Raw genomic sequence first — 22,525 nt, forward strand, 5'->3', positions numbered from 1 at the left:
GTCACATCCCGATCGAGGCAAAGAAGATCGCGAACAGGCCGTCGAGCACGATCACCAGGAAGATCGACTTCACCACCGACGTCGTCGTCTGCCGTCCCAGCGACTCGGCACTGCCCTTGACGCGCAAACCCTCGCTACAGGCGACGATCCCGATCACCAGCGCCATGAACGGCGCCTTCAGGATGCCCACCTCGAAATGGGTGACGGAAATGGCCTCATGCAGCCGTGCGATGTAGATCGCCGGCCCCATGTCGCCATAGAACTGCGCGACCAGGCCGCCGCCATAGAGCGCGGCAATCGATCCGATGAAGGCGAGGATCGGCAGCGCGATGACCAGAGCCGCAATGCGCGGCAGGATCAGGACGTCGACGGGATCGAGCCCCATGGTCGACAGCGCATCGATCTCCTCGCGCATCTTCATCGAACCGAGCTCGGCGGTGTAGGCGCTACCCGACCGGCCGGCGACCATGATTGCGACGATCAGAACTCCGAGCTCGCGCAGCACCAGGATGCCGACCATATCGACGGTGTAGGACTCCGCGCCGAACCGGCGGAAATGGAAGAATCCCTGCTGGGCGATGATGGCGCCGATCAGGAAGGTGATCAGCGCGACGATGGGAATCGCCTGCCACCCGATGCGGTAGAGCTGATAGACCAGTGACGTCAGCCGCAGCGACCGCGGCCGGCGCAGCACACCGATCACGGCCATGAACAATGCGCCGAGCATTTGCAGGAAGATCGTGATGTCTTCCCGCGCGCCGACCGTGGCCTTGCCGAGATCGCCGAGCCTGAGCAGAACCGGATTGGGCTTGGCGGTCGGCGCCGGCGTGTGGCGGTTGACCTCACGCACCTCGTCCATCAGGCCGCTGAAATGATCGGCGACGCCGACGAATTCGGCCGACCTGCCTGCCGATGCGGCTCTGCGCGACAGCTTCTCCAGGACCCAGGCGCCGAGCGTATCCAGCGCGCTGACGCCTGACATGTCCAGGGTCACAACTCTCGACCGATCGACATCGGCTCCGACCGAATGGGATAGGGTCTCCAGCGCCGTCACATTCGCCGCGGTCCAGGACCCTTCCGGGCGCAATTTCAGCCCATCGCCAGAGGGCGTTGCCAGCAACAGCGGTTCGGAGTTCACGCTTCCACCTCATCGGGACGATCGGTCCCCATTCAGCCGCCACTTCTAGGCCAGCATGTGGCGGGCGGGTTGACCTGTCTCAAGGGCAGGCGCCTGCCCCCCTTGACGCAAATCAAGCGCGATCACGCCGGCGGGTCTTAGGTTCGCTCCATTCAATGGAGACATCAAATCCATGTTCGACAGCGACAGGATGAGCGAAGAACTGCGGACGTTGAAGGTGGACGTCACCCGCCTGCTGAGCACGGCCGGCGAGGAGATGTTCGAGAGTTCGAAGGACCGTGCCGAGGCTCTGGCCGATCAGATCAAGGCCGCGCTCGCCGAGCTCGGCGAAACCGTCAGCGACGAGCAGGAGCAGCTTCAGGGCCTCATTGCGGAGCGCCCGATGACATCGCTCGCCTCCGCCTTCGCGCTCGGCGTGGTCGTCGGCTTCATGCTGAGGAGACACTAGGTGAGTACCGAGAACATCGTCAAACATCTGCGCGTCCTGTGGCGGACCGACAGGATCATCGCGGACATCCGGCTGCGGCATCTGCTGGTGGGTCTCGGCCTGCGCGCCTTTGCGGCACTGATCGCGGCGTTCGGGCTCCTGATGCTGGAGCTGTCGGCCTATTTCGCGCTGGTCCAGATCTGGAGCGCCATTGCGGCGGCGGCCATCCTCGGCGCCGTCAATTTTGCCATCGCGGCGGTTCTCTTCGTCATCGCCGGCCGTGCGCCGTCCGGCCGCGACATCGAGCTCGCCAATGAGATTCACGGCACATCCATCGAGGCCCTTCAGCTCGAAGCGCGCGCGCTCCAGGCCCAGGTGTCGGGCGCGGTGCATCATCCGCTGAGCACGATCGTGCCGGTGCTGGTGCCGCTGATCGCGATCATCGTCAAGAGCCTGCGGAAAACGGCTAAGGAGACTGCCGCTGCAACGTCGGCCGAAGCGCGCTCATAACGCGCGATGAGATTGGGTTGAATCGTCGTCGCGCTTCAGGTTGTTGTCTGAGCATGCCCCTCTCGGAAAACCGCTACGCGCTTTCCGGATCATGCTTTAGCCGCCGCGCTCAGAGCTTCAGCCGGACGTCGCAGATATCGGGCTCGGTCGGATCCGGCTTGACCTCGAAACCGAGCTGCCGGCACATTTCGAGCATCACGGTGTTTTCCTGAAGCACGTCGCCCGATATGGCCTTCAGCCCTTCGGATCTCGCGTAGTCGATGATCAGTTGCATCAGGGCCCATCCAAGCCCCCTGCCCTTGAGATCGGACCGCAACAGGATCGCGTATTCGCCGCTCTCGTAGATCGAGTCCGAATGGAGCCGGACCACACCGACCATCTCGCCGGTAGCCTCGTCGAATGCGATGAAAGCCATCGCGCGCGCGTAGTCGAGCTGGGTCAGGCGCGCGATGAATTCGTGGGTGAACTCCTTCATCGGCGCGAAGAAGCGCAGGCGAAGGTCGTGAGGCGTCACATGGCGCAGGAACGCGTGGATGGTCGGCTCGTCCTCGGGGCGCAACGGCCGCACGAAGATGCGCCAATCGTCCTTGAGCTTGAGGCGGCGCTCCCACTGCGACGGATAGGCGCGAACGGCGAAATTGGCGGGGCCTGAGCCGGCGAATTTCCGCTGCGACGGCCCCACCGCGACACGGGCGTCGACTGCCGTCACGCCGGTCTCGTCCGCGAGCAGCGGGTTGATGTCAAACTCGCGAATCTCAGGGATATCGGCCGCCATCTGGGCGAGCTTGACCAGCACCATGGCGACGGCGTCCTGCTTGACGGCCGGCACGTCCCGGTAGGCGCGCAGCAGCCGCGAGACCCGCGTGCGGTCGATCAAGTCGCGGGCGAGTTGCAGATCGAGCGGCGGCAGCGCCAGCGCCCTGTCATTGATGATCTCCACCGCCGTTCCGCCCCGGCCGAAGACGACGACGGTGCCGAAGGTGGGATCGTCGGCAAGACCGAGGATCAGCTCGCGCGCCTTCGCCTTGACGACCATCGCCTGGACGATGACGCCGCCGATACGAGCCTCGGGCCGCAGCTTCCTTGCGCGAGCGAGAATGTCGGAGGCAGCCGCACGCACCGCCTCCGGAGTCGTCAGGTTGAGCACGACGCCGCCGACATCTGATTTGTGCACGATGTCGCGCGACATGATCTTCAGCACGACGGTGGCGCCTTGCGCGAACATCTCGTTCGCGTACGCCACGGCCTCTTCGACACCGGCCGCGGCATAGGTCGGCACCATCGCGATGTCATAGGCTTCGAGCAGGTGCTTGATCTCGACAGGCTCGAGCCATTTGCGGTCGTCGGCGATGGCTGCAGCTACGATCTGCCTGGCGGCCCGGGCGTCAGGCACGAACGTGTCGGGCATCGCAGGGGGAACTTGGCTCAGTTCCTCGACCACTTCGCGATGCCGGACCAGATGCATGAAACCGCGCACCGCATCGTCCTCGGTCGGATAGTTCGGAATGCGCCCGCCAGAGAGCGTCTGAATGATCGGCTGATCGGCCCCGACCCAGGCGGCAAGCACCGGCTTTGCCCAACTGCAGTGCTGCTCTCGATACTTGCCGACGAGCTCCGTCACCGTCGTCGCGATGTCGGCAGCCGAGGCGATCGCTGTCTGCACATTGAGGACGAGAACTGCGTCATTGTCGGGGTCGGCGAGCAGCACCTCGAGCGCCGCCGCGTAGCGCGATGCATCGGCATCGCCCACGATGTCGACGGGATTTGCGCCGGACCAGGTCGGCGGCAGCACGTCATCGAGTTTCTTGCGGGCGTCCGCCGAGATGGACGCGGGAATTCCGCCAAGCTCGACCAATCGATCGACGGCGAGGACACCGATGCCGCCGCCATTGGTCAGAATGGCGAGGCGCTTTCCGGTCGGCGATTCGACGCGGCCGAGCGTTTCGGCGCAGTCGAACAGCTCGCGCAGATCGGAGACCCGCAGGACGCCCGCGCGGCGGAACGCCGCGTCATAGACGGCATCGGCGCCCGCGAGCGCACCCGTGTGGGTAGCGGCCGCCTTCGCACCCTGCGCCATGCGGCCGGACTTCACCACGACAACCGGCTTGACGCGCGCCGCGGCGCGTGCCGCCGACATGAATTTACGCGCGTCCTTGATGGCCTCGATATAGAGCAGGATCGCACGGGTCTTGTGATCCATCGCGAAATAATCGAGCAGGTCGGCAATATCGACGTCGATCTGGTCGCCGATCGAGACGATGCCGGAGAAGCCGACGCCGCGCTGCGCGGCCCAGTCCACCATGCCGGCGGCGATCGCGCCGGATTGCGAGATCAGCGCAAGATTTCCTGCTCCCGGCATGTGCGCGGCAAAACTGGCGTTGAGGCTCACGCCGGGCATCATGATGCCGAGGCAGTTCGGTCCGATCAACCGCATGCCGTATTTGCGGGCTGCGGCGATCGCGGCCTCGTGCAGCGATCCCGGTCCATGACCGAGTCCGGCCGAGACGATCAGCGCGCCCGCCGAACCGCGCCGCCCGGCCTGGTCGATGATGCCGGGAACCTCCCGGGCCGGCGCGGTGATGACCACGAGCTCGGGCACGAATTCCAGCCTGTCCAGGCTGGCCACTGCGGCAACGCCGCCGATCTCGGCATGGCGCGGATTGACGAGGCCGAACTGTCCCGTGAATTCAGCCTTGCGAATGTTCTCCAGAACGGCGCGCCCCACGGAGACCGGACGGGCGCTCGCCCCGACAAGCGCAACCGAACGCGGCGACAGCAGATTCTTCAGGCGATAGGTTGACATGAAAGCAAATGCGCCCCGTCGGTGGCGGTTCCGATGGTTGAAAGATCAGGCCGGAAAGCTGGCTGCGAGCCTAGTGCGAGATCATAACCCAGCACGGTGGCTGGCCAATGACGGTCTTCGTCACACCACCCCAGACGATCTCGTTCAGACGCGAATGATGATAGGCGCCCATCACGATCGCATCGATGGCATGGGAATTTGCCCAACTTCCGAGCACCTTGCCGATCGAGCTGCCGCCGACCTTCGTGGTTTCGAACGAGGCACGGACACCGTGTTCCCTCAAATGATCGACGAGGGCGGTTCCGGATTGCACGATCGCGTCGGTCTTGTCGTCGGCCACGGTCACCACGCGGACCGAGGCAGCAGCCTGAAGGATCGGCAGCGCGTCGCCGACCGCCCGCGCCGCGCGCGCGGAGTGATCCCAGGCGATCATGACGTTCTCGAATTCCGGCCGCAGCACGTCCACGTGCTGTTCCGGGCACAGCAACAGCGGTCGCCCGGATTCGAACAGGAGCGTCTCGATAATGTGCTCCGTTCGGCTGTCATGCGGCTTCACAGGGATCAGGGTGAGATCGCTGAAACGCGCATGTTCAGCCAGGATCGACGCAATCTGGTCCGCCGGCACCTTGTCCGACCGGCTTTGGGCCCTAATGTTGGCGCGAGACGCCGCATCGGTGAAGGCATTCAGAAGATGCTGCATATCGCCCGCTCCAGGGGCACTCTTGGCCTCGGCGGCATCGAGATCATCGGGAAGCAGCACTTTCGGTCGCACGAAAACATCTTCCTCGAGCGCAAGCGCGGTGATCCTGGCGCCGAGGTCGGCGGCTACGGCAACGCATTTCTCGATCGCAGCGAGAGCCGGTTCGCGCGGCTGGCCGACAAGCGGCAGAAAAACGTCCTTCAGGGGCATCGGGATTCTCCTTGACCACCAGAATAGGCCGGCTTTCGTCAAGACGATTGATCCTCGTCAAGCCCTAGGGAACCGTCCAGGCGGACAAAGGCGGGCATTGACGGAAGTCAAGGACTGGCCCCGCGCTGCCATTCTATGGATAGTTCGATCGGAGCGGTTCGCCCCGGAGAGACTGATGCGTGCGATGGTGTTGGCTGCCCCGCGAGCGCGGCTGCGGATGGAGGAGCGCCCCGATCCAATCCCCGGCGAAGGTCAGATCCGGGTGAGAGTCAGCGCTTGCGGTGTCTGCCGGACCGATCTTCACGTCGTCGACGCCGAACTGCCCGACATCCGCTATCCCATCGTACCCGGCCATGAAATCGTCGGCCGCATCGATCTCATCGGCCCCAATGTCGCAACGCATGCGCGGGGTGACCGGGTCGGCATTCCCTGGCTCGGATTCACCTGCGGAAGCTGCCGGTTTTGCCGGGAGGGTATGGAGAACCTCTGCGACCGCCCGCTTTTCACCGGCTATACGCGCGACGGCGGCTATGCAACGCACGCCGTCGCCGACGCGCGCTACGCCTTTCCGCTCGGCGAAGCGGGCGACGATTGGGCCATCGCCCCTCTGCTGTGCGCGGGCCTGATCGGCTGGCGTTCGCTGGTCCTGGCCGGCCAGGCAGAAAGGCTCGGCATCTACGGCTTCGGCGCCGCCGGCCACATCATCGCGCAGGTCGCGGTCTGGCAGGGGCGATCGGTCCACGCGTTTACACGGCGCGGCGACGTGGCCGCACAGGATCTCGCCCGCCGGCTCGGCGCCGTCTGGGCGGGCGCCTCGGACGAAATGCCCGACACACCGCTCGACGCCGCCATCATCTACGCTCCCGCCGGCGAGCTCGTGCCGGCCGCGCTGCGCGCCGTTCGCAAGGGTGGCCGCGTGGTCTGCGCCGGCATCCATATGAGCGACATTCCGAGCTTCCCGTACGACCTGCTCTGGCAGGAACGGCAGCTGATCTCCGTTGCCAATCTCACCCGACAGGACGGTCTCGATTTTCTCAGGATCGCGCCGCGGGCGGGCGTGCGCACCGAGACGACCGCATTCCCGCTCGATCAGGCCAACGAAGTTCTGGACATGCTGCGGAATGGACAAATTCTCGGCGCCGCCGTGCTCAGGCCCTGACCGCATCCCGGAATACCAGCTTCGATGACAGACGAAACGGCTGCCCAGGAACGGATCTTCACAGCGCTCTGCGCGCATCCCGGCGTGACACGGATCGATACGCACGCCGCGTCGGTCTTTCTCGACGGCGGCCGCGCGCTGAAGATCAAGCGAGCCGTCCGGTTTCCGTTCCTCGACTATTCGACGCTCGAGAAACGCAAGGCGGCCTGCGAGGAGGAGATCAGGATCAACCGGCCGCTGGCGCCGCAGATCTATCACCGCGTCGTGGCGATCACCGAAGAGCCGGACGGATCGCTGAAGGTCGACGGCCGCGGCCGGCCGGTCGAGTATGCGGTCGACATGTCCCGCTTCGACGAACGCCGGACGCTGGATCATCTGGCGAAGGCGGGCCCGCTGGATGCGAACCTGGCCTCGGCTGCCGCTGATGCGATCGTGGCGTCGCATGCGATAGCACCTCGCGCCGACGGCAAGGCATGGGTTGCCTCCATTCCCGGCCTCGTCGATGGAAACAGCAACGGCCTTCGGAAGGGCAACCATCTCGAAGCCGAAGAGATCGAGCAGCTCGGCCAGGCCTCGCACGCGATGTTGCTGCGCCTGCGGCCGCTGCTCGAAGAACGCGGCCGTCAGGGATTCGTGCGCCGTTGCCACGGCGACCTGCATCTTGCGAACATCGTGTCGATCGACGACCGGCCAGTGCTGTTCGACGCCATCGAGTTCGATGCGCAAATCGCAACTGTCGACGTGCTCTACGACCTCGCTTTCACGCTGATGGACCTCTTGCACCACGATCAACCGCTTGCGGCCAATATCGTCCTGAACCGGTATCTCGCCGCGACGCCACCGGAAAATCTCGATGCGCTCTCAGCCCTGCCGCTGTTCATGTCCATTCGCGCGGCAATCCGCGCCCAGGTGGCGCTGGCGCGGCTGACGCGGCCCGATGCCGACCGGACAGGAATTCTTCACGAGGCACGCCGATACTTCGATCTCGCCCGGACTCTGATCCACCCGCCCGCCCCGCGCCTGATTGCGGTTGGCGGACTATCGGGCACCGGCAAGTCCGCCCTCGCCCGCGCGCTGGCGCCCAACGTCGCACCGCAACCGGGAGCCGTCGTGCTGCGCAGCGACATCATTCGCAAGCAGCTGTTTCAGGTGGAACACACCCACCGGCTGCCACCGTCCACGTACCGGCCTGAGGTCACAGCACGCGTCTACGAGGTTCTGGTGCAGAGCGCCCGACAGGTGCTGGCGCAAGGCCATTCCGCAATCGTCGATGCCGTCTTTGCAAGCGAGTCCGAACGGGAGCAACTGGCCGCCATGGCCCGCCAATGCAACGTGCCGCTGAGCGGACTATTCCTCGCCGCCGACCTCGCGACCCGTCAGGCGCGCATCGGCGGCCGCCATGGCGATGCCTCCGATGCCACGCAAGAGGTTGCTGCGCAGCAAGAGCACTATAATATCGGCCATGTCGGTTGGGCGACCATCGATGCATCCGGGACACAAGAGCAGACGCTCCAGCGTTGCCGGGACGCGATCGCAAGGCAAACAAGGCAATCTGATTGACGCGGGCAAGGATGTCGCGACCCACCACGAGTTCGACCGCGGCCGCGCGCGCCAAGCCGGCGACGCGGCGCAATGCCCTGCCCGGCCGCCTCAGCCCCGGCATGGCCTGCGATACGGCGTTCCGGATCATCGCCCGCCGCCACCTCGATGCCGTCCTCGCCCAGCACGACGGCACTTGCCGCGGCGATCCCGACGCGCTGCACCAGATCCGCATCGCGCTGACGCATCTGCGCACCGCCATCCGCTTCTTCTCGCCGATGGTGGACGACGCGCTGCGGCCGAACGTCTGGGCCGAGCTGAAATGGCTGAACAGCCAGCTCGGCCTGGTGCGGGACCTCGACGTGGCGATCGAGCGGGTCGTCGCCGAGAGTGGCAACGAGCTCGCCGTGGTCGCCGAGCTCCAGCACTGGGACGAGAAACGCGCCGAGAGCCACCGCCTGCTCGCGCGCGCGCTGCAATCCGCGCGCTACAGGCGCCTGGTCGAGCAGACCTCGGCCTGGATCGAAAGCGGGCCCTGGTCGACCCGGCGCAGCAAGGAAGCCGTCAGGTTGCGCCGCTGCTCGCTCGCCGACCACGCGACGGCACGGCTGACCGAGTGGGAAGAGACGCTGCTCAGGAAGGCCCGGAAGCTGCGCAAGCTCGATGTCGAGAAACGACACCGGTTGCGGCTTCTCAACAAGCGGCTGACCTATTCGATCGAGTCGCTCACGGATCTGTTCGATGACGATAACCTGACGAAGCAGAAGTCCATCCTCAAGCAATTGCGCAAGGCGCAAAGGTCCCTCGGACAATTGAACGACGATGCGCGCGGGCAAGCGCTGGCAGCGTCGCTGAACGGCGCCGGCCCCGAGGCCGGCATTCGCTTCCTCGACCGCAAGCGGGAAAAGAGGCTGCTGCGAACCGCCTCTACGGCCTACCGGAAACTGGACAAGGCCAAGCCCTTCCGCTCGTCAGACCTTGCGCCGAACGCGGAACCTAAGGATTAGGTGTGGACGTAGTCTCCCGGCGCGTCGGGCAGGCCGTCAACGTCCCCGACACCGATCGACGGTGGATCGCAGGGCGCGCCTGAGCGCGCCGCCAGCCATTGGGCCCATTCCGGCCACCACGATCCCTCAACATGCGGCGCCAGCTTCAGCCACTCGTCCGGGCCGACATAAGGCGCATCCGCAGCCTTGGTCATGACCTGATAGTTGTGCCAGGGCTCGTCAGGAGGCGCGACGACGCCGGCATTATGACCGCCGTTGGTCAACAGGAAGGTTACGTCGGCATCAGCCTGATAGTGGATCTTGTAGACGGATCGCCACGGCGCCACGTGATCGGCAAGCGTGCCCACCACGAACATCGGCGCGTGAATGTCGGAGAGCGAGACGCTCCTGCCTTCGACGCGATACCGGCCTTCGGCCAGATCGTTGTCGAGGAACAGCTTGCGCAAATACTCCGAGTGCATGCGATAAGGCAGCCGCGTGGCATCGGCGTTCCAGGCCATCAGATCGCTCGACCGCGAGCTCTCGCCCATCAGGTAGTCGTGCGACAACCGCGACCAGATCAGCTCGTTGGAGCGCAGCAGCTGGAACGCACCGGCCATCTGTGTCGTATCGAGATAGCCGCGCTGCCACATCATGTCTTCGAGGAAGGCGACCTGGCTCTCGTTGATGAAGAGCGTCAATTCGCCGGCCTCGGTGAAGTCGGTCTGGGCGGCAAGGAGCGTGATGGTGCCGAGACGGCGATCGCCGTCGCGCGCCATGGCGGCGGCGGCGATCGACAGCAACGTGCCGCCCAGACAGTAGCCGAGCGCATGGATTTTTCGATCGGGCATGATCCGGCCGATCGTGTCCAGCGCGGCCATGACTCCCAGCTTGCGATAGTCGTCAAAGGCAACATCCCTGTCCTTCGCATCCGGATTGCGCCAGGAGATCGCGAATACCGTGAAGCCCTGACCGGTCAGATACCTGACCAGGGAATTCTGCGGCGACAGGTCGAGGATGTAGTACTTCATGATCCAGGCCGGCACGATCAGGATCGGCTCGGGTCGCACCTGCGCGGTCGTCGGATGGTACTGGATCAGCTCGATCAGATCGTTGCGGTAGACAACCTTGCCGGGCGAAGCCGCCACCGTCTTGCCGACGACGAACCGCTCGTCACCCGCCGGCTTCGAGACGGAGAGCAGACGCATCAGATCGCTGCACCAGTTCTGCCAGCCGAACACAAAATTCTCGCCGCCGCTCTGGAACGCCTTTTCCAGAACCTGCGGATTGGTAGCCGCGAAATTCGACGGCGCCAGCATGTCGAGCATCTGGCGCACCGAGAACTCGACGACGGCTTCATTTGCATGCGACACGCCACGCATGCCGGTCGTGGCATCGTGCCACCAGCGCTCCGTGAGCAGAAACGCCTGCGCAAGCAGATTGAACGACGCGATTTCCCATTGCGGGTCCTTGAAGCGACGATCGCGGCCCTGCGGCTCAATCACGGACCACGGCTTTTGCGACGTCGCGTGCGCGACGGCTTGCAGGAACCGGCCGGTATCGTGAAGACCGTTGCGGAACATCTGCATCTGGCGCTCCGGCGCCGCGGCAAGATGCGCACTCCAATCGAGCCACGCGAGCGACAAGGCCACAGGCGAAATCCCGCCCGTGAACCGCGCCAGCACCGCATGAAACGCGCGGTCAAAGGGGTAAGGCTCCGATGCAGGCAGGGAATTGGCGACGACCGGCTTCTCAGGGATCGTTTCGGGGATCGTCGTAGAGGCTTCGGCAGCCGGATTGGCGGAGAGAGCCTGCGCCGGCGGCTCTTCGGCCCGTGGAAATATCTTGACGACGCTCATGGCTGAATGGTCCTGCGGGCTTCTGTTCTACGTCGGCAACAGGATATGGCGACGCTTCCGATATGCGTTGAGCTGCATCAAATTCCGCCGCGGACCACAATTGCTCAACCTGGGAGAAACGGCCCGGATCGCTTGACCTGAGTCAAACCACGCCCCGACACCCGAAGTAGGCTTTGCACATCGAAATTCGACAAGCCAGCGGAGTCCTCCATGCGCGCCCATCAGATCATGACCCGGTCGGTCATCTCGGTCACCCCCGACACCAGCATCGTCGAGGCGGCGAACATCATGCTGAAGCGGCATGTCAGCGGCCTCACCGTGGTCGACGACACCGGCAAGCTCGTCGGCGTCGTCTCGGAAGGAGACTTCATCCGTCGCAGCGAGATTGGAACCGGGCGCAAGCGGGGGCGCTGGTTGCGGTTCATCCTCGGTCCGGGCAAATCGGCTAGCGACTTCGTCCACGAGCATGGCCGCAAGGTCTCGGAGGTGATGACCACCTCGCCCGTGACCATCACCGAGGATACAGCGCTCGCGGAGATCGTCGACCTCATGGAACGGAACAACGTGAAGCGGCTGCCGGTGGTGCGCGGCGACATGGTGGTCGGGATCGTGTCCCGCGCCAACTTGTTGCAGGCGGTGGCTGGTCTCGCCCGCGAGGTGCCGGATCCGACGGCCGATGACGATCACATTCGCAGCCGCATCATCGATACCATGGAGAAGAACGACTGGTGCCCGTTCGGACTCAACGTCATCGTCCGCGACGGCATCGTTCACCTCAGCGGCGTCATCACCGAAGAACGCGCGCGGCAGGCCGCGGTCGTCGCGGCGGAGAACGTCGAGGGCGTGAAGAAGGTGCACGACCATTTGTGCTGGGTCGACACCATGTCCGGCGTCTATCTGAACTCGCCCGAGGACGACGATCTTGCCAAAGCAAGCTGAAGGAGCAAAGGCGGTTCAGCGGGGAATCACGGCGGTGGCCTCGATCTCGACGCGCGCCGCCTTCTCGACGAGCCGTACCACCTGAAGCAGCGCCATGGCCGGATAGTGCGCACCGAAGATGGCACGGTAGACCTTGCCGAGCTCCTTCAGGTTCGCGAGGTACTCGTCCATGTCGACGACGTACCAGGTCAGGCGCACCAGGTGCTCAGGGCGTGCGCCCGCTTCGGCCAGGATCGCGGCAATGTTGCTCAGGGTCTGCTGGACCTGCGCGACAAATCCGTCCGCGAGGCGCTCTTCGGCATCCCAGCCGATCACGCCGCCGGTGACGACGATCCGCCCTTCAGCCGAGATGCCGTTGGCATAGCCTTTCGGCACCGGCCAGCCGGACGGCTGGAGGATCTGCGCCACCGAACTCGTGTCATTCTCATCGGCGGTCGAGAGCACCGCGAGCTGCGGGCCTTTCGGCGTCGTCACGGACAAATTCTCCGTCCTTCTCTCATTCTGCCGCAACGCCCGACGACGTCGCCGCGGCCTGAGCCAGTTGCCGCAGGGCAAAACGCTTCAACTTGCCGGTCTCGGTCTTCGGCAACTGCGTCACGAACTCGATCGCGCGCGGGTATTTGTACGGCGCGATCTCGCGTTTGACATATTCCTGCAACTCGGCCGCAAGTTGAGCATCCGCCGTAACGCCGGGCGCAGCGATGATATATGCCTTCACGATCATTCCGCGCGCCTCGTCCGGTGCGCCAACCACACCGCACTCGACGACGGAGGGATGCGTCAGCAGCGCCGCTTCGACATCAGTGCCTGCGATGTTGTAGCCGGCCGACACGATCATGTCGTCGGAGCGCGACTGGTACCAGAAATAGCCGTCGCTATCCATCAGATAGGTGTCGCCGGTGATGTTCCAGCCATCGTGGACGTATTTGCGCTGCCGCTCGTCCGCGAGATAGCGGCAGCCAGTCGGGCCTCGAACAGCGAGACGGCCCATCGTGCCCGGTGGGACGTCGTTGCCGGCCTCGTCGACGATCTTCGCCTCATAGCCCGGCACCGGCTTGCCGGTCGCGCCCGGGCGGATCTCGTCCTCGGTCGCGCTGATGAAGATGTGCAGCATCTCGGTCGAACCGATGCCGTCCATCAGCTTGATGCCGGTCGCCTTGAGCCAGGCATCGAATGTCGGCTTCGGCAACGTCTCGCCGGCGGAGACGCACTTGCGAAGCGAGGAAATTTCTCGGCCCGGAAGCTTGCCGATCATGGCGCGATACGCGGTCGGCGCGGTGAAACAGACCGTTGTCTTGTACTGCTCGATCGCCGTCAGGATGTCGTCCGGCGTCGTCTTCTCCAGCACGACGAAGGAGGCGCCGATATGCATCGGGAACAGCACGCCGCCGAAGCCGAACGTGAAGGCGAGCGGTGCGGAGCCGACGAAACGATCCGTCTGCTCGGCGCGCAGGATGTTGCGCGCGTAGCCGTCGCAGACGGCCAGCATGTCGCGGTGGAAATGCATGGTGCCCTTGGGATCGCCGGTCGTGCCCGACGTGAAGGCGATCAGGCAGATGTCGTCGGAGGCGGTATCGACAGCCTTGAACTCCGGGCTTGCGTCGGCGATCAGCGCCTCGAGTGAGTCGGCCGCACCGTTGCCCCAATAGACGGCCTGCTTGAGACCGGGCGCTGCGGCTTTCGCCTTCTCCATCTCGTCGGCGAGCTTTCCGTCGCAGAGCGCCAGCGTGATCTCCGCCTTCTGGATCGGATAGGACAGTTCCTTGGCGCGCAGCAGCGGCATCGTCGCGACGCAAATCCCCCCGGCCTTGATCACCGCAAGATAGGTTGCGACCATCATCGGATTGTTGGCAGAGCGCAGCAGCACGCGCCCGCCGGTCACGAGACCAAGCTTGCCGACCAGCACATTGGCGATACGGTTCACCAGCGCTTCCAGCTCGCGATAGGTATAGCTGACAGCGGGGCTGATGACGCAAGGCGCGTCGCCATGGCCCTCGTCGACCCAGCGATCGAGGAAGTAGCTGACGCAGTTCAATCGCGGTGGGTAGTGCAGCTCCGGCCGCGTGAAGATGAATTCGGGCCAGAGCTCGCGCGGCGGCAGATGTTGCCGTGCGAACGTATCGACATGAGCCGTCGCAGCATTGCCGTCAGACGAGCCCGACATTTGAACCTTGGCGGCGTTGGCCATCGCACGCTCCTTTGCGCATGGAAGCACCCGGCAGCACTAACTGGGAAACATTTTAGGCTTAAAACAATTTGGTGCAATAGTGGATTTTGGGCATCCCATGCATTTTCCTGCGGCAAAGTGGGATTGGCGGGCGCATCGGCCCGCGGGACCTACGCCCGGCGGCGACCAGCCGACCTCTGCGCCGACGCCTTGGTCTTGGCGAGGAGCCGCATCAACTCGCGCACATCCTTCGGCGTCAGGTCGGCGAAGAGATCGGCGATCCAGGTCTCGTGTTCCGCCGCCATCCGGCGAAACTCGGCGCGCCCGAGCTTTGTCAGGCGGATCACCTGGACGCGGCGGTCGGTCTCCGACGTGCGCCGGTCGAGATGGCCGGATTCCACCAGACGCTCGACGAGGCCGGTGACGTTGCCGTTGGAGACCATCATGCGTTTGGAGACATCGGACAGCGTCATGCCGTCAGGCGCCTTGTCGAGCTGTGCCATCAGATCGAAACGGGGCAGCGTGACGTCGAACCGCTGCCGCAGCCGGCCGCGGACCTCGCCCTCGATCAGGGTCGTGCAGGTGAGCAAACGCAACCACAGCCGAAGCTCTTCGGCGTGGTCCTCCGGCGTCTCGACGGCCTTGGTCTCGGAATCAAGCATCTGATGCAGTCATTGACGGCAGGCATTGGCGCCGGCACGGATTCCCCAACGTTTTGAGCTTCAAATAAATTGAAGCCGGCCGCAAGTCCAAAGCTGCAGCAATCGACCGCATGTCAATTTCTTTAGGCTTCAAATAATTGGCGCGCCGCTTGCATGCTCGCTGCCTCGCAGGATGGCGGCGTCTTGAGCTTTGCTTGCCGCGGCCGCCGTCATCGGCATAAGCTTGGATTGGAGTACGCGGCTTGCAGCGCAGGCCCTGATGTCACGGGGGACAGACCATGAAGACGCAAACGACCTTGGCCGCAGCCGCCGTGCTGCTCGGCACCGCAATGAGCCCCGCCCTCGCCCAGGAGAAGATCAAGCTCGGCGTGATCGTGACCCTGTCGGGACCCGCCGCCGCGCTCGGCCAGCAGGTTCGCGACGGCTTTGCGCTCGCGGTGAAGGATCTCGGCAGCAAGATGGGCGGCCGCGATGTCGAGGTCGTGGTGGTCGACGACGAGCTCAAGCCGGACGCAGCGGTGACCAAGGTCAAGGGCCTTCTGGAACGCGACAAGGTCGACTTCGTGGTCGGGCCGATCTTCTCCAACATTCTTCAGGCGATCCACCGGCCCGTGACGGAATCGAAGGTGTTCCTGATCAGCCCCAATGCCGGCCCGTCGACTTTTGCCGGCAAGGACTGCAACTCGTTCTTCTATGTGACCTCGTATCAGAATGACCAGGTTCACGAGATCCTGGGCAAGGTCGCGCAGGATCGCGGCTACAAGCGCATGTACCTGATGGTGCCGAACTATCAGGCCGGCAAGGATTCGGTCGCCGGCTTCAAGCTCGACTACAAGGGCGAGATCGTCGAGGAATCCTACATGCCGCTGAACACGCTGGACTTCCAGCCGGAGCTTTCCAAGATTTCCTCGCAGAAGCCCGATGCGCTGTTCACGTTCATGCCGGGCGGCCTCGGGGTCAATCTCGTGAAGCAGTACCGGCAGGCCGGCCTCGCCGATGGCATTCCAGTGCTCTCGGCTTTCACGGTGGATGAATCAACCTTGCCGGCGCAGCAGGACGCGGCCGTCGGCATGTTCGGCGGCGCGAACTGGGCGCCCAATCTCGACAATCCCCAGAACAAGAAGTTCGTCGCTTCCTATGAGGCCGCCTACAACGGCGTGCCGGGCACCTACGCCTTCCAGGCCTATGACGCCGCGATGCTGATCGACAGCGCCGTCAAGGCGGTGAAGGGCGACCTCTCGAACAAGGATGCCGTCGCGGCCGCACTGAAGAAAGCCGACTTCACATCGCTGCGCGGCGCCTTCAAGTTCAACACCAACGGCTATCCGATCCAGAATTTCTACCTCACCAAGGTCGCCAAGCGTCCGGACGGCAAGTTCCAGACCGAGATCGTCCAGAAGGTCTTTGAGAATTACGGCGACCGCTATGCCAAGGACTGCAAGGCGGCAAACTAAGCCGCATCGCGTTACGGGAGGACTGCAATGAAGAACGAAATCACCGGCATCACGCGGGCCAATGAGGGCATCCAGGGCATTTCCTGGAACATCCTCGGCCAGACCTATGTGCCGAAGAGCTACGCCGAGAACAGCTTCTCCTGGCACGCAACGCTGCCGCCGGGCACGTTCGTGCCGCCGCACATTCATCCCGACCAGGATGAGTATCTCTACATGCTGGAGGGCAAGCTTGATTTCATGCTCGGCAATTCGGAAGCACAGGCGACCGCGGGCGACCTGATCCGCCTCGGCATGGGCGTGCCGCACGGCATCTTCAACAAGTCGGAGCAGACCGCAAAAGTGCTGTTCTGGGTCTCACCGAGCCGCAAGCTGTTCGACCTGTTCTGGGGCCTTCACAACATGAAGGAGCAGAAGCCGGAGGACGTGGTGGCGATGGCCGCCGAGTTCAACATCCACTTCCTGCCGCCGCCTCCCGGCAGCTAGCGGCATGACCCCGGAAAAGTGCGAGGCGGCTTTCCGGAAGGGTCATGTTCAATCAAAAGGCCAAGGGGCGATGATGGTTCATCGCCCTTTTGCGCGTCAGGCGCGCACCGCTGCGAGCCCGGGCACCGCAGCGAAGCCGGCCTTGGTGGCATAGCCCCGCACGATCGCCTCGCGCTGGGAATAGCTCAGGACGTTGTCGACATAGTCGAAGCCGTCGGGGGCAAGCTGCTCGACGGCGTCGATGACCCCTTCGGGGCCGCCGCGCCGGTTGGAGCGGACGATATCGGCGGTCATCGGCAGGCGCTTCTTCTCATATTCGACCAGCGCCTGACGCGGATGCTCGGCGCGCACCAGCGCGTCGGCAAGGCAGCGCGCATCGAGGATCGCCTGCGAGGCGCCGTTCGAGCCGACCGGATACATGGGATGCGCGGCATCGCCGAGGAGTGTGACGCGTCCCGATGACCAATAGGGCAAGGGATCGCGGTCGCAGGTCGGATATTCGTAGAACTCGGGCGTTGCCGAGATCAGGCTTTTCACATCGATATAGGGCACCGAGAAGCGCGCCACATGCGGCATCAGCTCCTCGCGCCGGCCCGGACGCGACCAGTCCTCTTTCCGCGGTGGCGGCACGTTGCCCTCGCCGACCTTCACCAGCACCGCCCAGTTTGTGAGACGGCTCGCGGGGCTTGAGCCCTCCGCGATCGGGTAGATCACGACCTTGGCGTTGAGCCCACCGGCCACGATCATGGACTTGCCGGTGAGGAACAGCGGCCAGTCGCGCGCGCCGCGCCACAGCATCAAACCGTTCCAGCACGGCGGGCCTTCGTTCGGGAACAGCGTGTCGCGCACGCGCGAATGGATACCATCGGCACCGATCAGGATATCGCCGCGCGCCGTGTGGATGTGTGCCCCGGCTCGATCGAAGAAGTAAGCCGTAACGCCGCCTTCGTCCTGCGTGAACGCACCAAGACGGCAGCCGGTGTGGATTGCGTCCGCCCCGAGCCGCTCCTCGACGGCGCGATGGATGACGCCCTGAAGGCGGCCACGGTGGATCGAGAATTGCGGCACGTCGTGACCCGCGTCGATGCCGCGGGCTTCGCGCCAGACCTCCTGACCATGGCGGTTGAGGTAGTAGAGCTGATCGGTGCGGATCGCGACATCGTCAAGCTTTTGCAACAGACCAAGGCCGGCCAGCTCACGCATGGCGTGCGGCAGCGTGTTGATGCCGACACCAAGCTCGCGAATGGTGTCGGCCTGCTCGAAAACCTCGCAAGCGATGCCGCGCGAGCGCAGCATCAATGCCGTGGTGAGACCTCCGATGCCGCCGCCAACGATAATCGCCTTCATCGCCCTTACTCCACTCGAAATACGCCAGGCAATGGGGTTAACGTCGCATGGGCGGTCACCCCGCCGCAAGCGGCTTTGTCGCCTTCGCCTTGAGCTCGGCCGGGGTCTTGGGCTTAGCCTTAATTCTCAGCTCGCAATTTCGCGCAAGTCCCCATTGCTGGCCTCGCCACGGGTCAAAGCAACTGCCCTAGTCGCCCCTGAAGACCGGCTTGACCTTGTTGGCGAAGGCCTGGAAGGCACGCTCGAAATCCGCTGTGGTCATGCACAGGGCCTGAGCAACGGCCTCCGCCTCGATCGCCTCCTCCACCGACATCGCCCATTCCATCGCCAGCATCCGCTTGGTCATGGTGTTGGCGAAGGTCGGCCCTTCGGCGACCTGCTTTGCCAGCAATTGCGCCTGGGGCAGCACCTGCTCCGGCGTGACGAGACGGCTGAAGAAGCCCCAGCGCTCGCCCTCCTCCGCGGTCATGAACCGGCCGGTATAAAGCAGCTCGGAGGCGCGGGACTGGCCGATGATCCGCGGCAGGATCGCACAGGCGCCCATGTCGCAGCCGGCAAGGCCCACCTTGTTGAACAGGAACGCCACCTTGGCTCCGCTCGCGGCAAGGCGCATATCCGACGCCATGGCGACAATCGCACCGGCCCCCGCGCAGATGCCCTCGACCGCGGCTACGATCGGCTGGGGGCACGCCCGCATCGCCTTGACGAGGTCGCCAGTCATGCGGGTAAAAGCGGTGAGTCCCTTGGTATCCATCTTCACGAGCGGGCCGATGATCTCGAACACATCGCCGCCGGACGAAAAATTGCCGCCGGCGCCGGTGACGACGATCGTCTTGACCGCATCGTCGAACGCGCAGGCGCGGAAGAAGTCGGTGAGCTCCCGGTAGCTCTCGAAGGTCAGCGGGTTCTTCCGCTCGGGACGATTGAGCGTCACCGTGGCAACGCCCTCGACCACGGCCAGCAGGAAGTGCTGCGGCGAATAGTCCGCGAGCGGCAGGGTCACGGGATTGGCTGGTCTGCTCATGCGATCTCCTTAGCTTCCTTGTTCCGGGCCTGCGTCGCGCACGCTAGATCTCACCGCCGGCCACGGCAATCGCCTGCCCCGTGATCGCGCCGGCACCCTCGCCGCACAACCAAAGCACGGCGTCGGCCACCTCCTGAGGCGAGATCAGCCGCCCCTGCGGGTTGTGCTTGGCGAGCTCGGCGATCGCCTGCTCGCGGGTTCGCCCTGTCTTCTTCATGATGTTTTCGATGCTGCCGGCGACCAGATCGGTGTCCGTGAAGCCGGGACACACCGCATTCACGGTCACGTTGCTGCCGGCCATCTCGAGGGCGAGCGAACGCACGAGACCGACCACTGCATGCTTGGCCGCAGTGTACGCGCTGACATAGGCATAGCCCTTGAGCCCCGCCGTCGACGCGACCGCGACGATGCGGCCATAGGGTCGATCCTTCATCCCCGGCAGTACGGCGCGGACGGCGTGGACCACGCCCATGAAATTGACGTCCATCATGCGCGCAAACAGGGCACTGTCCGATTTGGAGAACGGCGCGGACTCCGCACTGCCCGCGTTGGCGATCAGAATGTCGATTGGCTTTCGTGCATGCGCCTCCGCGATGGCTGCCTTCAGCGCAGCTTCGTCCGAGACATCGGCGACAGCTGCAAAATGCGCCGCTCCCGCGCGGACCGCTTCGTCCAGAGCCGCGGCATTCCGGCCAAGCACCGTCACGGTGGCGCCGGCGCCGACGAGGGATGCAGCAATCGCGCGGCCGATTCCACGGCCGCCACCGGTTACCAGTGCGTGCGGCGAGTGCGGCAATCCGGACATGCGCAGGCTCCTTGGGTTCTGCTGATCGTTTCTCCGATATATTTTAACCTTCAAATTTTTGCAACGACAGCGCCGGTCGACGCGCGAAAGCCGATGCGCGAAAGACCGGCCCGAAAATTGCTTTAAGTATAAAATTATCTCTTCCCATCGCCGATGAGCCTGTTAGCATCGCCGGGCCGAGCAAAAGGATGTCGCGTGTCGCAGCCTGCGCCAATGATAACAAAGGATGGACGCTTCGCCTATGAAGCCGCCGGCGATCCGGGCGCGATACCCTTGATTTTCCTGCATGGTATTGGCGGCGCGGCGCGCGCCTGGCGGCACCAGCTTGCCACATTCGGCAACCGCTTCCGCGCGATCGCATGGGACATGCCGGGCTATGGCGGATCGGCGCCGCTTGCCCGCGTCAGCATCGCTGCCCTGGCCGATGCGCTCCAGCAATTCATCGAGGAGCTCGGCACAACAAGACCCATTCTGGTCGGACATTCGATCGGCGGCATGATCGTCCAGAAATGGCTGGTGCAATCGCCGAAACTGGCGCGCGCGGTCGTGCTGGCGCAGACCAGCCCGGCATTCGGCAAGGCTGACGGCGACTGGCAGAAATCGTTCATCGCGGCACGGCTCGGACCGCTTGATCGCGGCGAGACGATGAGGTCGCTGGCGCCTTCGCTGGTGAAAGAGCTGGTCGGCGACGATCCCGATCCAAAGGGGATGGAACTTGCGCGTGAATGCATGGGAAGCGTGCCCGAAGCGAGCTATCGCGCCATGATGCTGGCCTTGATCGGGTTCGACCAGCGCAGCACGCTCAAGGATATTTCCGTACCGGCGCTGCTGCTGTCCGGCTCCAAGGACAACAACGCGCCAGCGCCGATGATGGCGAAGACGGCGACCTACATTCCCTCAGCTCAATATGTCGAGCTGGCCGGCGTCGGCCATCTCGCGAACCTTGAACGTCCCGACGCCTTTGATGAGGCTCTCGGCAAGTTCCTCGACTCCGTCGTTGCAAACCACAGGTGACTGCGCAATGACCATGCAAGTCAGCAAGACGATCGGCGCGAGTGACAAGGTCGTGCTGGATGCACCGATCTTCGATCCCATCGCGTTCCGCCTGAGCGACGAACAGGCCGGCATCATCGCGCGCGCCCGCGAGATCGGCCAGAGCGTGTTCGCCGGGCGCGCTGCGACCTACGATCGCGAGGCGATCTTTCCGACCGAGAATTACCGCGACCTGCATCGCGTCGGCCTGCTCGGCATCGCCGTCCCCAAGAAGCATGGCGGACTCGGCGCGAACTACCAGACTTATGCGTTGGCCGCAGCCGAGATCGGCCGCTATTGCGGTGCGACCGCGCTGACCTGGAACATGCATGTCTGCTCCACCCTGTGGTCGGGCCCCCTCGCGGACGACCTCGACATGGACGCGGAGACTCGCGCCGAGCACGAGCGGCGGCGCGCAGTCCACTACAAGCGCATCGTCGAAGAGGGCGCGATCTACGCGCAGCCCTTCTCCGAAGGCGGTGCGGCGGCCGCGGGCGGCGTCGCCTTCGGCACGCAGGCAAAGCCCGTGAAGGGCGGCTGGATCGTCAACGGCAAGAAGATCTTTGCATCGCTGTCGGGTCACGCCGACTATTACGGCGTGCTCTGCACCGAAATCGAGGAAGGCGAGAAGGCCTCGCGCCGCAACACGCTTTATCTCGCGATTCCCGCGAAGTCGCAGGGCGTCTCCGTCGTCGGCGATTGGGATCCGCTCGGCATGCGCGGAACGGTTTCGCGGACGCTGCTGTTCAAGGACGTGTTCGTCCCGGAGGATTCCGCGCTGATGCCGCGCGGCGTCTATTTCCAGGCCGCGATGCGCTGGCCGCACATGTTCCTGACGCTGTCGCCGACCTATATGGGCCTCGCGCAAGCGGCCTATGATTTCACTGTGCGTTATTTGCGCGGCGAGGTGCCGGGCATGCCGCCGGTCAAGCGGCGGATGTACCCGACCAAGCAGATCGCGGTCGCGCAGATGCAGATCAAGCTCGAGCAGATCAAGTCGATCTGGTTCCAGGCCGTCACAGAGGCGCGCGCCAATCCGAGCAAGGAGCAGGTGCTGCGCGCCTATGCCGCACAATATTCGGTGATGGAGGGGGCCAATGAGCTCGCCGCGCTCGCGATCCGCACCTGCGGCGGCCAGGCGATGCTTCGCTCGCTCCCGCTGGAGCGGATCTATCGCGACAGCCGCTGCGGCTCGCTGATGCTGCCCTGGACCGCCGAGCTTTGCCTCGACCGTATCGGGCGCGAGGCGCTGTATGAGGCCGGCGAAACGGACGACTGACG

At 64.5% G+C, this 22,525-nt stretch carries 20 protein-coding genes; 10 read left to right on the forward strand and 10 right to left on the reverse strand.

The genetic code is table 11. From position 1 onward, the window contains the following. Position 1 precedes the first annotated feature (1 nt). Positions 2 to 1,138: an ABC transporter permease gene (locus XI09_RS31940; RefSeq protein WP_271570402.1), complete on the reverse strand. Its 1,137-nt coding sequence runs from the start codon at positions 1,136 to 1,138 to the stop codon at positions 2 to 4. Positions 1,139 to 1,310: 172 nt separating this feature from the next. Between XI09_RS31940 and XI09_RS31945 the strand changes: the two genes are divergently transcribed. Both XI09_RS31945 and XI09_RS31950 read left to right on the forward strand, forming a co-directional pair. Then, on the forward strand, positions 1,311 to 1,586 hold the full coding sequence (locus XI09_RS31945; protein ID WP_011088807.1) for a hypothetical protein: 276 nt from the start codon (positions 1,311 to 1,313) through the stop codon (positions 1,584 to 1,586). Continuing rightward, on the forward strand, positions 1,587 to 2,075 hold the full coding sequence (locus XI09_RS31950) for a phage holin family protein (protein ID WP_271570403.1): 489 nt from the start codon (positions 1,587 to 1,589) through the stop codon (positions 2,073 to 2,075). A gap of 109 nt (positions 2,076 to 2,184) precedes the next feature. Here XI09_RS31950 and XI09_RS31955 read toward each other — a convergent pair whose 3' ends face one another. Continuing rightward, positions 2,185 to 4,878 carry a bifunctional acetate--CoA ligase family protein/GNAT family N-acetyltransferase gene (locus XI09_RS31955; protein ID WP_271570404.1) on the reverse strand — a complete coding sequence of 898 codons (2,694 nt, stop codon included), beginning with the start codon at positions 4,876 to 4,878 and terminating at the stop codon, positions 2,185 to 2,187. A gap of 70 nt (positions 4,879 to 4,948) precedes the next feature. Continuing rightward, a complete protein-coding gene (locus XI09_RS31960) occupies positions 4,949 to 5,788 on the reverse strand; it encodes a universal stress protein (RefSeq protein ID WP_271570405.1) in 840 nt (279 codons plus the stop codon). Between the two features lie 175 nt (positions 5,789 to 5,963). Here XI09_RS31960 and XI09_RS31965 point away from each other — a divergent pair, with 175 nt between their 5' ends. From XI09_RS31965 to XI09_RS31975, 3 genes are read left to right on the forward strand one after another with little or no spacing between them, the layout of a single operon-like run. Beyond that, on the forward strand, positions 5,964 to 6,947 hold the full coding sequence (locus XI09_RS31965) for a zinc-dependent alcohol dehydrogenase family protein (protein WP_271570406.1): 984 nt from the start codon (positions 5,964 to 5,966) through the stop codon (positions 6,945 to 6,947). A gap of 24 nt (positions 6,948 to 6,971) precedes the next feature. Next, positions 6,972 to 8,507: a bifunctional aminoglycoside phosphotransferase/ATP-binding protein gene (locus tag XI09_RS31970; RefSeq protein WP_271570407.1), complete on the forward strand. Its 1,536-nt coding sequence runs from the start codon at positions 6,972 to 6,974 to the stop codon at positions 8,505 to 8,507. 11 nt (positions 8,508 to 8,518) lie between these two features. Next, positions 8,519 to 9,493, forward strand: coding sequence for a CHAD domain-containing protein (locus XI09_RS31975; RefSeq protein WP_271570408.1), 975 nt, complete (start codon positions 8,519 to 8,521; stop codon positions 9,491 to 9,493). Here XI09_RS31975 and XI09_RS31980 read toward each other — a convergent pair. Further along, a complete protein-coding gene (locus tag XI09_RS31980; RefSeq protein WP_271570409.1) occupies positions 9,490 to 11,331 on the reverse strand; it encodes a PHA/PHB synthase family protein in 1,842 nt (613 codons plus the stop codon). The genes XI09_RS31975 and XI09_RS31980 overlap by 4 nt on opposite strands. Before the next feature lie 210 nt (positions 11,332 to 11,541). On the opposite strand from XI09_RS31980, the gene XI09_RS31985 reads away from it, so the two are divergent. Next, the gene (locus tag XI09_RS31985; RefSeq protein WP_271570410.1) at positions 11,542 to 12,270 is read left to right on the forward strand and encodes a CBS domain-containing protein; all 729 of its coding nucleotides are present in this window, start codon (positions 11,542 to 11,544) and stop codon (positions 12,268 to 12,270) included. Positions 12,271 to 12,285: 15 nt separating this feature from the next. On the opposite strand, the gene XI09_RS31990 is transcribed toward XI09_RS31985, so the two are convergent. The 3 genes from XI09_RS31990 to XI09_RS32000 form a co-directional block, all read right to left on the reverse strand. Then, positions 12,286 to 12,744, reverse strand: coding sequence for a RidA family protein (locus XI09_RS31990; RefSeq protein WP_271570411.1), 459 nt, complete (start codon positions 12,742 to 12,744; stop codon positions 12,286 to 12,288). Between the two features lie 22 nt (positions 12,745 to 12,766). After that, entirely contained in the window at positions 12,767 to 14,458 is a 1,692-nt protein-coding gene (locus XI09_RS31995; RefSeq protein ID WP_271570412.1) for a benzoate-CoA ligase family protein, read from the reverse strand. Positions 14,459 to 14,607: 149 nt separating this feature from the next. Continuing rightward, entirely contained in the window at positions 14,608 to 15,099 is a 492-nt protein-coding gene (locus XI09_RS32000; RefSeq protein ID WP_092190996.1) for a MarR family winged helix-turn-helix transcriptional regulator, read from the reverse strand. Positions 15,100 to 15,377: 278 nt separating this feature from the next. Here XI09_RS32000 and XI09_RS32005 point away from each other — a divergent pair, with 278 nt between their 5' ends. Both XI09_RS32005 and XI09_RS32010 read left to right on the forward strand, forming a co-directional pair. Beyond that, positions 15,378 to 16,553, forward strand: coding sequence for an ABC transporter substrate-binding protein (locus XI09_RS32005; protein WP_271570413.1), 1,176 nt, complete (start codon positions 15,378 to 15,380; stop codon positions 16,551 to 16,553). Positions 16,554 to 16,580: 27 nt separating this feature from the next. Next, positions 16,581 to 17,036 carry a cupin domain-containing protein gene (locus XI09_RS32010; protein WP_271570414.1) on the forward strand — a complete coding sequence of 152 codons (456 nt, stop codon included), beginning with the start codon at positions 16,581 to 16,583 and terminating at the stop codon, positions 17,034 to 17,036. A gap of 96 nt (positions 17,037 to 17,132) precedes the next feature. Here XI09_RS32010 and XI09_RS32015 read toward each other — a convergent pair whose 3' ends face one another. From XI09_RS32015 to XI09_RS32025, 3 genes are all read right to left on the reverse strand, one after another. Continuing rightward, positions 17,133 to 18,383, reverse strand: coding sequence for a flavin-dependent oxidoreductase (locus XI09_RS32015; protein WP_271570415.1), 1,251 nt, complete (start codon positions 18,381 to 18,383; stop codon positions 17,133 to 17,135). A gap of 187 nt (positions 18,384 to 18,570) precedes the next feature. Further along, the gene (locus XI09_RS32020) at positions 18,571 to 19,407 is read right to left on the reverse strand and encodes an enoyl-CoA hydratase family protein (RefSeq protein ID WP_271570416.1); all 837 of its coding nucleotides are present in this window, start codon (positions 19,405 to 19,407) and stop codon (positions 18,571 to 18,573) included. A 43-nt stretch (positions 19,408 to 19,450) separates the two neighbouring features. Next, positions 19,451 to 20,212, reverse strand: coding sequence for an SDR family NAD(P)-dependent oxidoreductase (locus XI09_RS32025; protein WP_271570417.1), 762 nt, complete (start codon positions 20,210 to 20,212; stop codon positions 19,451 to 19,453). Positions 20,213 to 20,407: 195 nt separating this feature from the next. On the opposite strand from XI09_RS32025, the gene XI09_RS32030 reads away from it, so the two are divergent. Both XI09_RS32030 and XI09_RS32035 read left to right on the forward strand, forming a co-directional pair. Continuing rightward, positions 20,408 to 21,226 (forward strand): alpha/beta fold hydrolase, encoded by an 819-nt coding sequence (locus XI09_RS32030; protein WP_271570418.1) that lies wholly within the window; start codon positions 20,408 to 20,410, stop codon positions 21,224 to 21,226. 7 nt (positions 21,227 to 21,233) lie between these two features. Next, complete coding sequence (locus XI09_RS32035) at positions 21,234 to 22,523, forward strand: acyl-CoA dehydrogenase family protein (RefSeq protein ID WP_271570419.1); 1,290 nt, start codon at positions 21,234 to 21,236, stop codon at positions 22,521 to 22,523. The last annotated feature ends 2 nt before the right edge of the window (positions 22,524 to 22,525 follow it).

Origin of the sequence: Bradyrhizobium sp. CCBAU 11386 (assembly GCF_028128955.1) — a bacterium.
Taxonomy (GTDB): Bacteria; Pseudomonadota; Alphaproteobacteria; order Rhizobiales; family Xanthobacteraceae; genus Bradyrhizobium.

Coding starts and splice junctions, on each gene's coding strand:
- XI09_RS31965 (WP_271570406.1), top strand. CDS start 5,964: ATGCGTGCGATGGTGTTGGCTGCCCCGCGAGCGCGGCTGCGGATGGAG.
- XI09_RS31955 (WP_271570404.1), bottom strand. CDS start 4,878: ATGTCAACCTATCGCCTGAAGAATCTGCTGTCGCCGCGTTCGGTTGCG.
- XI09_RS32035 (WP_271570419.1), top strand. CDS start 21,234: ATGACCATGCAAGTCAGCAAGACGATCGGCGCGAGTGACAAGGTCGTG.
- XI09_RS31975 (WP_271570408.1), top strand. CDS start 8,519: ATGTCGCGACCCACCACGAGTTCGACCGCGGCCGCGCGCGCCAAGCCG.
- XI09_RS32005 (WP_271570413.1), top strand. CDS start 15,378: ATGAAGACGCAAACGACCTTGGCCGCAGCCGCCGTGCTGCTCGGCACC.
- XI09_RS31960 (WP_271570405.1), bottom strand. CDS start 5,788: ATGCCCCTGAAGGACGTTTTTCTGCCGCTTGTCGGCCAGCCGCGCGAA.
- XI09_RS31970 (WP_271570407.1), top strand. CDS start 6,972: ATGACAGACGAAACGGCTGCCCAGGAACGGATCTTCACAGCGCTCTGC.
- XI09_RS32010 (WP_271570414.1), top strand. CDS start 16,581: ATGAAGAACGAAATCACCGGCATCACGCGGGCCAATGAGGGCATCCAG.
- XI09_RS31985 (WP_271570410.1), top strand. CDS start 11,542: ATGCGCGCCCATCAGATCATGACCCGGTCGGTCATCTCGGTCACCCCC.
- XI09_RS32015 (WP_271570415.1), bottom strand. CDS start 18,383: ATGAAGGCGATTATCGTTGGCGGCGGCATCGGAGGTCTCACCACGGCA.
- XI09_RS31995 (WP_271570412.1), bottom strand. CDS start 14,458: ATGGCCAACGCCGCCAAGGTTCAAATGTCGGGCTCGTCTGACGGCAAT.
- XI09_RS31945 (WP_011088807.1), top strand. CDS start 1,311: ATGTTCGACAGCGACAGGATGAGCGAAGAACTGCGGACGTTGAAGGTG.
- XI09_RS32025 (WP_271570417.1), bottom strand. CDS start 20,212: ATGTCCGGATTGCCGCACTCGCCGCACGCACTGGTAACCGGTGGCGGC.
- XI09_RS32000 (WP_092190996.1), bottom strand. CDS start 15,099: ATGCTTGATTCCGAGACCAAGGCCGTCGAGACGCCGGAGGACCACGCC.
- XI09_RS31980 (WP_271570409.1), bottom strand. CDS start 11,331: ATGAGCGTCGTCAAGATATTTCCACGGGCCGAAGAGCCGCCGGCGCAG.
- XI09_RS32020 (WP_271570416.1), bottom strand. CDS start 19,407: ATGAGCAGACCAGCCAATCCCGTGACCCTGCCGCTCGCGGACTATTCG.